Source organism: Bradyrhizobium sp. (assembly GCF_050014615.1).
Lineage (GTDB): Bacteria > Pseudomonadota > Alphaproteobacteria > Rhizobiales > Xanthobacteraceae > Bradyrhizobium.
On the sequence record NZ_JBEKCZ010000175.1, the window covers coordinates 1 to 10,999 of the forward strand.

At 62.1% G+C, this 10,999-nt stretch carries 7 protein-coding genes, 1 pseudogene and 1 riboswitch; of the genes and pseudogenes, 4 read left to right on the top strand and 4 right to left on the bottom strand.

Translation table 11 applies throughout. The annotated features are described in order from the left end of the window. Positions 1–247: 247 nt before the first annotated feature. Positions 248–337, bottom strand: a pseudogene (locus ABR948_RS23070) (IS1 family transposase); the annotation flags it as partial. Between the two features lie 392 nt (positions 338–729). Between ABR948_RS23070 and ABR948_RS23075 the strand changes: the two are divergent. The 3 genes from ABR948_RS23075 to ABR948_RS23085 all read left to right on the top strand — a co-directional run bounded on the left by ABR948_RS23075 (position 730) and on the right by ABR948_RS23085 (position 3,700). Continuing rightward, the gene (locus ABR948_RS23075) at positions 730–1,017 is read left to right on the top strand and encodes a P63C domain-containing protein (protein ID WP_428122508.1); all 288 of its coding nucleotides are present in this window, start codon (positions 730–732) and stop codon (positions 1,015–1,017) included. 508 nt (positions 1,018–1,525) lie between these two features. Then, on the top strand, positions 1,526–2,617 hold the full coding sequence (gene recA, locus ABR948_RS23080) for a recombinase RecA (protein WP_428122497.1): 1,092 nt from the start codon (positions 1,526–1,528) through the stop codon (positions 2,615–2,617). Positions 2,618–2,731: 114 nt separating this feature from the next. Continuing rightward, a complete protein-coding gene (locus ABR948_RS23085) occupies positions 2,732–3,700 on the top strand; it encodes a hypothetical protein (RefSeq protein ID WP_428122499.1) in 969 nt (322 codons plus the stop codon). 66 nt (positions 3,701–3,766) lie between these two features. Here ABR948_RS23085 and gcvP read toward each other — a convergent pair whose 3' ends face one another. From gcvP to gcvT, 3 genes are all read right to left on the bottom strand, one after another. Continuing rightward, positions 3,767–6,637, bottom strand: a complete 2,871-nt coding sequence (gene gcvP, locus ABR948_RS23090; RefSeq protein ID WP_428122501.1) for an aminomethyl-transferring glycine dehydrogenase — start codon at positions 6,635–6,637, stop codon at positions 3,767–3,769. A 147-nt stretch (positions 6,638–6,784) separates the two neighbouring features. Further along, entirely contained in the window at positions 6,785–7,150 is a 366-nt protein-coding gene (gcvH, locus tag ABR948_RS23095; RefSeq protein WP_428122503.1) for a glycine cleavage system protein GcvH, read from the bottom strand. 10 nt (positions 7,151–7,160) lie between these two features. Continuing rightward, on the bottom strand, positions 7,161–8,321 hold the full coding sequence (gcvT, locus tag ABR948_RS23100; RefSeq protein ID WP_428122510.1) for a glycine cleavage system aminomethyltransferase GcvT: 1,161 nt from the start codon (positions 8,319–8,321) through the stop codon (positions 7,161–7,163). A 139-nt stretch (positions 8,322–8,460) separates the two neighbouring features. Further along, positions 8,461–8,549, bottom strand: a riboswitch (glycine riboswitch). Between the two features lie 222 nt (positions 8,550–8,771). Between gcvT and alaS the strand changes: the two genes are divergently transcribed. Beyond that, the coding region (alaS, locus tag ABR948_RS23105) for an alanine--tRNA ligase (RefSeq protein WP_428122505.1) at positions 8,772–10,999 on the top strand (2,228 nt) is incomplete at its 3' end.

The following is a 10,999-nucleotide window of genomic DNA, read 5'->3' on the forward strand; positions in this document are numbered from 1 at the left end:
AACGGCGATGCCGAGATACAGGCCAGCCATGACGTCAGCAGATTGGAACTTGGGTTGTTTGCCGGGCAATGCCGTTCTCCATGCATTTGTCTGCCTTGAAGACATCACGCATGGGGCGGGGAGCCCACCTATAGCGTCTCGTTCAACAGGGGCCATGAGCAAGCGGTCGGTGTGACCACGGGGCTCACCATCGCGATTCCCTGAATTAGGGACTGAGGCGGCCCGGCGACGTGCCGTAAGAACGTGCCCGACGCTCGCTCATTCGCAGCGAAAGGTTCTGCCGCTCGACGTAGCTGGTCGAAACGTGTTGCTCTGGATCGCCTGGGAGGCCGCGCTTGCCCGTCGGGATGCGGCAGATTGGCACGACGGGCAAAATTCCGCTTCATGCCAACCGCAAATCATTGGCTAACTGCTGCCGTCTCGTTCCGGCAAGAGGGGCGGTCGCGCGTCGTCACGAACGCGGGACGGGATGTGGTGGACGCAAGAGCGTCGGCGCGCAGTCGCGGTCACAGGGCGAGTGAACCCCGTGATTGGGAGGCGCGCAGGACGAACGACGTTTGAGCGTACGGCAAAACCGCGTGGTCCTGACGCCCCGACGCTGGCGTTCAAGTCTCGCGCACGTGTGCGCGAGGCGACGGTGACAACAAAGCCCGGTCGCCGGGGAGAGCGCGGCATAAGCCGTAAAGCCATCACGCAGGGGATGCCGGATGCCTCCGCTGAGCCTGTAACATTGTCTATGATCGTATCGCTCCGGGTGTGCTGGACGAACTAAAACAGGTGAACCCTAAACACGAGAGCGGTCGCCGTAAGCATAAATACTTCCAGTGGCTCACAACGAATGTCGGCTACCCAAAACTTCGCGAGCATATAGGCTCGGTGGTGACGATCATGAAGTTGAGTAACGATTGGTACGACTTCAAAGCTAAGCTCGACCGACTTCATCCCCCATATGGCAAACCTACACAGCTTGCCCTGGATTTTGCGGACGATGAACCTGACACGGGGAAGGGCTTATAAAATGAAAGAGGCCGCCAACTGAGGCGGCCTCCAGCTATCAGAACCGTCTTTTAAACGCGGGCTTTGGCTGCTCTGGGGGAACCCCCAATTTGATAACCGCCCAGTTAGCTAGGCTGCCTGATGCGGTTACCTCTTTATGGACGGCCCGCTGATTTGCGCATTCCACCGCTACTAGTGCGGTGGCCGCTTCAAGGCGCACCGGGGAAGGCGGGTCGAACCGTGGTCTCTTATGGTCATAGGTTGCCTTCGAGAGCGAAGTTTCGCCTCGGGGTCGTCGTCTGATCATGGTGCACCTCCTACCCATAGGCGGGAGTCTCGGTTTTTCAAAACCGGCCACTGCCAAAATCAAACTAGGCCACTAGGGGTTAAAACAGGCCAGTACCCCCAAAATCAAAAGAACATATTGCGAACCTGGAACAAATAGGGTACATTGTTCCATCGATCGCTGATTCACCCGTTTGCCCCCTTTGTCCCGCTAGCGAATCCCCGCCATAAGGAGCACCACCCAATGTCCGCTACTGCCCTGCGTATCGTCGAAGGATCTTCCATGGACAAGACCAAGGCCCTGTCCGCCGCGCTCTCCCAGATCGAGCGCCAGTTCGGCAAGGGCTCGGTGATGAAGCTGGGCAAGAACGACCGCTCGATGGATATCGAGACCATTTCCTCCGGTTCGCTCGGGCTCGACATTGCGCTTGGCGTCGGCGGCCTGCCGCGCGGCCGGGTGGTGGAAATTTACGGGCCGGAATCCTCGGGGAAAACCACGCTGGCGCTGCATACGGTGGCCGAGGGCCAGAAGAAGGGCGGCATCTGCGCCTTCATCGATGCCGAACATGCGCTCGATCCGGTCTATGCCCGCAAGCTCGGCGTCAATATCGATGAGCTCCTGATTTCGCAGCCCGATACCGGCGAGCAGGCGCTGGAAATCTGCGACACGCTGGTGCGCTCCGGCGCGGTCGACGTGCTGGTGATCGATTCGGTGGCGGCGCTGGTGCCGAAGGCCGAACTCGAAGGCGAGATGGGCGATGCGCTGCCCGGCCTGCAGGCGCGGCTGATGAGCCAGGCGCTGCGCAAGCTCACCGCCTCGATCAACAAGTCCAACACCATGGTGATCTTCATCAACCAGATCCGGATGAAGATCGGCGTGATGTACGGCTCGCCGGAAACCACCACCGGCGGCAATGCGCTGAAATTCTACGCTTCGGTCCGCCTCGACATCCGCCGCATCGGCGCGATCAAGGAGCGCGACGAGGTGGTCGGCAACCAGACCCGCGTCAAGGTAGTGAAGAACAAGCTGGCGCCGCCGTTCAAGCAGGTCGAATTCGACATCATGTATGGCGAGGGCGTTTCCAAGATGGGTGAAATTCTCGATCTCGGCGTCAAGGCCGGCATTGTCGAGAAGTCCGGCGCCTGGTTCTCCTATGACAGCCAGCGTCTGGGGCAGGGCCGCGAAAACTCAAAGGCGTTCCTCAAAGCCAACCCTGACATGACCGCGAAGATCGAAGCGGCGATCCGCCAGAACTCCGGCTTGATCGCCGAGCAGATCCTGGCCGGCAGCCCCGAGCGCGACGCCGAGGGCGAAGAGGAGCCCGCAGAGGATTGAGTTCTTCCGGACCTGGGCCTCTGGCCCTTGAGTTCCGACACAGCGGGCGCCGCGGACGTTGAGTTGCCGACGTTCCCGGCGCCCGTTTTTGTTTTGCGTAAAGCGGAGAGGATTATGCAGCCTCTGATCCTGACCAGTCGTGCGAATCTGGAATTTATCAGGTCGGGCTTCGCCGATCTGGCGGTTGATTTCGCCTTTCGCTTTGTCTGGGGGCCGTTGCCGTCTCCGGATGAACTCGCAAGCTATCTCGGCGCCTGCACGCCCGATCACGGCCCCGGCCGTCATTGGTCGGATTTCGCCTGCGGATGGGATCAAAGCAAAAACGAGGATAGCAGCGATCTGGGGTTGGCCGAGTTCTGCCAGCAGTTCGAGACCGTCGAACTATGGTTCGACACACAACCGAATGCTCAATTGCAACTGGCCTGGCTGCTCGATTATTTTCGATCGCATCCGCAGACCGTCGGCAGGTTGAAGTTGCGTCTTGTTAATCAGGACATGATCGGGCTTCAATTTGGTCAGCCGCCCGCTATCGATGTCACCGAACGGGAACTCGCGACGGCGAGCGCAGTCTGGCAGGCGTATCGGGCGGCGACCCCGGAAGGCTGCCTTGATCTGCTCAGCGGGGATTTGAGCGCATTGCCGCTGCTCAGGCCCGCTTTGACCGATCTGCTGAGAGAGCTTCCCTTCCGTTCGACCGGGCTTGGCGCCACGGAAATGCGGATGCTCGAGCTGATCGCGCGGGGATATTCCTTGACGAATGCGCTTTTCCATCTTCGCAGCCTGCGACGGACGCGCATCTTTGGTGAGTTCGAACACGGCTATTTGCTTGATGGGCTTGCGCATGGTCCGATGCCTGCGGTGGCCGGTCTCGCCGAGGAGCTACGAACGCTCAGCCGAGAAAACTTGCGGGATCGACACACGGCGTACCTACGAAGCGTGCTGTCCCTGACAGACTTCGGCAGAGCGGTTGTCGCGCACAAGGAAGACTTCAGCCGCCACAATCCGATCGATCGCTGGTGGGGCGGCACCCATCTGACCAATGATCGCCTGTGGCGCCTTGATCCGGTCCTGGTCGCGCCATGAAGCCAGCGCGAGCACTGACATGACGCGTTTGATCCTGACGACAAACGATTCGGGAGCGCTACCGTGTCACTCCGCCGCCTGCGCATAATCCTCAACCGGCGGACACGAACACACCAGATTGCGATCGCCATAAACATTGTCGACCCGTCCCACCGGACACCAGTATTTATCGGTGCGCGACGTGCCCGCCGGGAAACAGCCCTCGGCGCGGGAATAGGCGCGGGCCCAGGCATCGTCGGCAATGTCGTGCACGGTGTGCGGCGCGTGACGCAGCGGCGAGGCCTCGACCTTCCAGCGGCCACCTTCGATCTCGGCGATTTCGCGCCGGATCGCGATCATGGCGTCGCAAAAGCGATCGAGTTCGGTTTTGGATTCAGATTCCGTCGGCTCGATCATCAGCGTGCCCGGCACCGGAAAACTCATGGTCGGCGCGTGGAAACCGTAATCGATCAGCCGCTTGGCGATATCGTCGACGGTGACGCCGCTCGATGTCTTGAGCGGGCGGGGATCGACGATGCATTCATGCGCGACGCGGCCCTTGGCATTACGGTACAGCACCGGAAAATGCGGATCGAGTTTTGTTGCGATGTAATTGGCATTGAGGATCGCGATCTCGGTCGCGCGCGTCAGGCCTTCGCCGCCCATCAGCAGAATATAGATGTAGGAAATGGTCAGGATCGACGCCGAGCCGAACGGCGCCGCCGACACTGGCCCGGCCGCCCGATGTTCGCCACCGGTCAGCGGATGTCCCGGCAGGAACGGGGCCAGATGCGCCTTGACGCCGATCGGTCCCATGCCGGGCCCGCCGCCGCCATGCGGAATGCAGAACGTCTTGTGCAGATTGAGATGGCTGACATCGGCGCCGTAATCGCCGGGCCGCGCCAGCCCGACCTGCGCATTCATGTTGGCGCCGTCGAGATAGACCTGCCCGCCATGGCCATGCACGATGTCGCAGATCTCGCTGATATGCTCCTCGAACACGCCATGGGTCGAGGGATAGGTGATCATGATGGCCGCGAGCTTGGCCGCATGTTGCGCCGCCTTGGCACGGAGATCATTGACGTCGACGTCGCCGCGCGCATCGCACGCGACCACCACCACCTCCATGCCGGCCATGCTGGCGGAGGCCGGATTGGTGCCGTGCGCGGAAGAAGGGATCAGGCATACATTGCGATGCGGCTCGCCGCGCGCGGCGTGATAGAGGCGGATCGCGAGCAGCCCGGCATATTCGCCCTGCGCGCCGGAATTCGGCTGCAGCGAGATCGCGTCATAGCCGGTGATATCGCACAGCCATTGTTCCAGCCGTTTGAACAGCGCGTGATAGCCCGCGGCCTGCGCGCGCGGCGCGAACGGATGCAGCGCGCCGAATTCGGGCCAGGTCAGCGGGATCATCTCGGAGGTGGCGTTGAGCTTCATGGTGCAGGAGCCGAGCGGGATCATGGCGCGGTCGAGTGCCAGATCGCGGTCGCTGAGCTTGCGCATGTAGCGCAGCAGTTCGGTCTCGGAGCGATGCAGGTGGAACACCGGATGGGTAAGGAAGGCGCTATGGCGTTTCAACGCCGCGGGCAACGCGTCGCTGATACCGGCTTCAACATCCGCGTAAGCCAGTTCGCCGCCGAAGGCCCACCACACCGCTTCGACGATCTCAGGCGTGGTGGTTTCGTCGAGCGCGATGCCGAGCGTGCCGTCGCCGATGTTCAGGTTGATGTTCTCGGCCAGCGCGCGCGCGACGATTGCATTTTGCTTGTCGCCGACGCCAACCGTCACCGTGTCGAAGAACGCTTCGGACCTCAGTGCAAAACCGAGTTGGCGCAATCCCGCCGCCAGCACGGCGGTGCGGCGATGCACTGTGCGGGCGATGTGGGTCAGTCCCTCCGGACCGTGATAGACCGCGTACATCGAGGCGATCACCGCCAGCAGCACCTGCGCGGTGCAGATATTGGAGGTGGCTTTCTCGCGCCGGATATGCTGCTCGCGGGTCTGCAGCGCGAGCCGATAGGCCGGCTGGCCCCGGGAATCGATCGACAGCCCGACGATGCGCCCGGGCAGCGACCGCTTCAGCGCGTCGCGCACCGCCATATAGGCCGCGTGCGGCCCGCCATAGCCCATCGGCACCCCAAAGCGTTGCGCCGATCCGATCGCGATGTCGGCGCCGAGTTCGCCGGGAGAAGCCAGCAGCGTCAGCGCCAGCAGATCGGCCGCGACAATCGCCAGCGCGCCCCTGGCGTGAAGTGCTGTGATGGCCGGGCGCAAATCGCGCACCGCGCCCGATGCATCAGGATATTGCAGCAGCGCGCCGAACACGTCAGCACGGTCGAGATCGGCGAGGGGATCGCCCACGATCACTTTCCACCCCAGCGGCTCGGCGCGGGTGCGCAGCACCGCCAGCGTCTGCGGATGCACCTCGGCATCGACAAAGAACGATCTGGTTTTGGCGCTCGCCGCGCGTTCCGCCAGCGCCATCGCTTCCGCCGCCGCGGTGGCCTCGTCGAGCAGCGAGGCGTTGGCGACGTCGAGGCCGCAGAGATCGCAGATCATGGTCTGGAAATTGAACAGAGCTTCCAGCCGGCCCTGGCTGATCTCGGGCTGATACGGCGTATAGGCCGTGTACCAGGCCGGGTTTTCCAGGATGTTGCGCTGGATCACCGCCGGCAGGATCGTGCCGCAATAGCCTTGGCCGATCAGCGAGGTGAAAACCTGGTTCTGCGACGCGAGCTGCTTCATATGCGCCAGCGCCTCGGTCTCGCTCAAGGGCGTGCCGAGATCGAGCGGGGCCTTCTGGCGGATCGGCGAAGGCAGCGTCTGCGCCATCAATTCGCCGAGGCTCCTGGCGCCCACGCTCTCCAGCATCGCCGCGACATCGCGGGGCGAGGGGCCGATATGGCGGCGCACGAAGGTCGTGGCGGGTTCGGTGGCGTGCTTCAGCGGAGCGTTCATAAGGCTTCCCTCTATTTCTCGTCATGCCCCGCGCAGGCGGGGCATCCAGTAATCACCAGCATCGAAATAAAACCGAAACGGCACGTCGTACTGGATCGTCCGCCTTCGCGGACGATGACACTGCAGGTTTGGCGGCGTTCTTCTTCATCAAGCCGTATGTGCCTTGTACGCGGCCTCGTCCATCAGGCCGTCGAGTTCGCTTTTGTCCGCGATCTTCAGTTTGAAAAACCACGCCTTGCCGGCGGCGTCGGAATTGACCAGCGCGGGCTCGGTGGCGAGCGCGCTGTTGATCTCGGTGACCTCGCCGGAAATCGGCGCGTAGACGTCGGAGGCCGCCTTGACCGATTCGACCACGGCGGCGGCTTCGGCCTTTTTGAGGCTGCGGCCGACCTTCGGCAGTTCGATGAACACGACGTCGCCGAGCTGCGACTGCGCATAATCGGTGACGCCGATGGTGGCGACGTCGCCCTCGATGCGGAGCCATTCGTGATCGGAGGTGAACAGCGTCGTCATGACAGGTCCTTCAGCGTTTGTAATTGTTGGGAACGAAAGGCATCGGCGATATCTGCAGCGGCAACCGTTGTCCGCGCAGTTCGGCAAACACCCGGCCGCCGATCGTTGTGTGCGGCGAGGGCAGATAGCCCATCGCGACCGGCGCGTTGAGGCTAGGGCCAAAGCCGCCGGATGTGACCGCGCCGATCTGTTCGGCGGACGTTGCGTCGGCGAACAACGGCGCGCCCTCGCGCACCGGCGCGCGGCCTTCGGGCCTCAATCCGACACGGCGGCGCGGCGCGCCGGTCTCAAATTGCGCGAGAATTTTTTCGGCGCCGGCAAAACCGCCCGCGCGGGCGCCGCCGTTGCGGCGGCTCTTCTGGATCGACCACTCCAGCGCGCCCTCGACCGGCGTCGTCGAGGTGTCGATGTCATGGCCATAAAGACAAAGCCCGGCTTCCAGCCGCAGGCTGTCGCGCGCGCCGAGCCCGATCGGCAGCACGTCGCTATCGGCCAGCAGTGCCGTGGCGAGCGATTCGGCGTGCTGCGCCGGGACGGAAATCTCAAAGCCGTCCTCGCCGGTGTAGCCCGAGCGCGAGACGAAGCACGTGATGTTGTTGACGCGGTGCGGACCCGCATCCATGAAGCGCATCGCGGCGGCGTCGGCACAAAGCCTGCTCAGCACCGATTCGGCCTTCGGCCCCTGCAGCGCGATCAGCGCACGATCGGCCAGCGGCTCGATCTCGCAGGCCTCCGACAGATGGGCGCGCAGGTGCGCCTCGTCTTCGGCCTTGCAGGCGGCGTTCACCACCAGAAACAGATGGCTGCCGAAATTCGCCACCATCAGATCATCGAGAATACCGCCGGAATCGTTGGTGAACTGGGCGTAGCGCTGCCGTCCCGGCGCAACCGCCAGGATGTCCTGCGGCACCAGCCGCTCCAGCGCCAAAGCGGCGTCCTCGACCCGGCCGGATTTCGGCCGCAGCTCAATCTGGCCCATATGGGACACATCAAAGAGACCCGCGCCGGTTCGGGTATGCAGGTGTTCCCGCAGCACGCCGGCCGGGTATTGCACCGGCATGTCATAGCCGGCAAAGGGCACCATCTTGCCGCCGCGGGCGACGTGCAGGGCATGCAAAGGCGTGCGTTTCAGCTGAGATTCCAGCGAAGATTGGTCGTCGCGCGCAAGCATCACGGGGCCCTCGCGGTTTTGCGGGGATGATTCCCCGAAAACCCGTCGAAGCCCCATCTGTCGCTGTGCCTGAGAGTATTATCCCGTCGGCGGACGCGTCAGGGTATGGGCCCTTCGGCGTCTCTTTCCAGATGCTGTCAAAGTCACGCGGTCCGTTTGCCTGAGAGTTTCCGGGGCGGTTGCTCCTTCGGCGCCGGCACTTAAGCCGATCTCTCCCGACGTGACTGTCTCGAACAGATAGGAGGAAAACACGGCTGCAGCAAGCCTGTCAACGCAGCTGCAGCATCTATCCAAGGACTTTGCAAAGGTTTTACGCTGGTGCGGCAAGCCTCTGATCCGCTGCACACTTTCTGGACAGCGCTGGCACGCTTGTCTAAAAGCGGTGCGGCCGGGCACGGGAAATGAACCGGGTTCCCAACTGATTCCCGACGGTTTTGCGATTGGATCGATATGAGCGGCGTTAACGAAATCAGGTCGACATTCCTGAATTATTTTGCGCAGAACGGTCACGACATCGTGCCGTCGTCGCCGCTGGTGCCGCGCAACGATCCGACGTTGATGTTCACCAATGCCGGCATGGTGCAGTTCAAGAACGTCTTTACCGGCGTCGAGAAGCGCCCCTATCAGCGCGCCACCACCTCGCAGAAATGCGTGCGCGCCGGCGGCAAGCACAATGATCTCGACAATGTCGGCTATACCGCGCGGCACCACACGTTTTTCGAGATGCTCGGCAATTTCTCGTTCGGCGACTACTTCAAGGACCGCGCCATCGAGCTCGCCTGGAATCTGGTCACCAAGGAATTCGGTCTGCCCAAGGACAAGCTCACGGCCACGGTCTATGTCGACGACGACGAGGCGTTCAATCTCTGGAAGAAGATCGCGGGCCTGCCCGACTCCCGCATCATCCGCATCGCCGGCTCCGACAATTTCTGGCAGATGGGCGACACCGGCCCGTGCGGACCGTGCTCGGAAATCTTCTACGACCATGGCGACAAGATCTGGGGCGGCCCGCCGGGCTCGCCCGAGCAGGATGGCGACCGCTTCATCGAGATCTGGAATCTCGTGTTCATGCAGTACGAGCAGGTTTCGCCGGGTGTGCGCAATCCGCTGCCGAAACCGTCGATCGATACCGGCGCGGGGCTGGAGCGCGTCGCGGCCGTGCTGCAGGGCAAGCACGACAATTACGATATCGACCTGTTCGTCGCTCTTATCCGTGCCATCTCGGAACTGACCGGCGCCGATCCGCAGGGCGAGCAAAAGGCTTCGCTACGCGTGATCGCCGACCATCTGCGCGCGTCCTCGTTTCTGATCGCCGATGGCGTGCTGCCGGCAAAGGATGGCCGCGGCTACGTGCTGCGCCGGATTATGCGCCGCGCGATACGGCACGCTCAGTTACTGGGTGCTAGGGATCCACTGATGTACCGGCTGGTTCCAACGCTTGTGCGTGAGATGGGGCAAGCCTATCCCGAGCTAATACACAATGAAGATTCCATTAAAGATATCCTCAAGCATGAAGAAACAAGCTTTCGGAGGACGCTGGATCGCGGCTTGGTGATTTTGAACGACGCCATTGCAAATATCGAAGCTCAAGCCAAATATTCCGTCGAACCACCCTTGCCGGAGATAGAAGGCTTTGTACCGCGTAAGCCGGTGCTGCCAGGCGATATCGCCTTCACGCTCTACGACACTTTTGGATTTCCCCTCGACCTGACACAGGATGCCCTTAAAGCTCGAAATATTGGCGTCGACATCGATGGTTTTAATCAATCCATGGAACGTCAACGCGAAAAGGCGCGTCAATCTTGGAAGGGTTCCGGTGAAGCTGCGACCGATGCGTTTTGGTTTACCGCTCGCGAGTTACAGGGTGCTACGGATTTCCTCGGCTACGAAACGGAACAAGCAGAAGGGATTGTGCTCTACGTCGCCAAGAACGGAGAGCAAGTGCTCGCTCTAGAGAAAGGTGAAAGTGGAGCAGTACTACTAAATCAAACCCCATTCTACGCCGAGTCGGGCGGTCAGGTCGGCGATACCGGCGTTATGACAGGCGAGGGCGTGCGCTTTCGCGTTACCGAAACGCAAAAACGGGCTGGCGATCTAATCGTACACTTTGGCACAGTTGAGGAAGGTAAGTTAGAAGCTGGTACAACTTTGGTGCTTGCAGTTGATCATGAGCGCCGCTCCTCAATTCGACGCAATCACTCCGCGACCCATCTGCTGCACGAAGCGTTGCGGCAGGTGCTCGGCGACCACATCGCGCAGCGCGGCTCGCTGGTGGCGCCGGACCGGTTGCGCTTCGATTTCGTGCATCAGAAGCCGATCACGCCGGAGGAATTAAGCCGCATCGAGGACATCGCCAACGCGGTGGTGCTGGAGAATGACGAGGTCACCACGCGACTGATGGCGGTGGATGACGCCCGCGATGCCGGCGCCCGCGCGCTGTTCGGCGAGAAATATGGCGACGAGGTGCGCGTGGTGTCGATGGGCAAGACCGCGCGCGAGCATGGCAATAATGCGCTGGGCTGGTCGGTGGAACTGTGCGGCGGCACCCATGTGCGACGCACCGGCGATATCGGCCTGATTTCGGTGACCGGCGAAAGCGCGGTGTCTTCGGGCGTGCGCCGCATCGAGGCGCTGACCGGGAACCATGCGCGAAAACACGCCAACGATACGATTGCGCT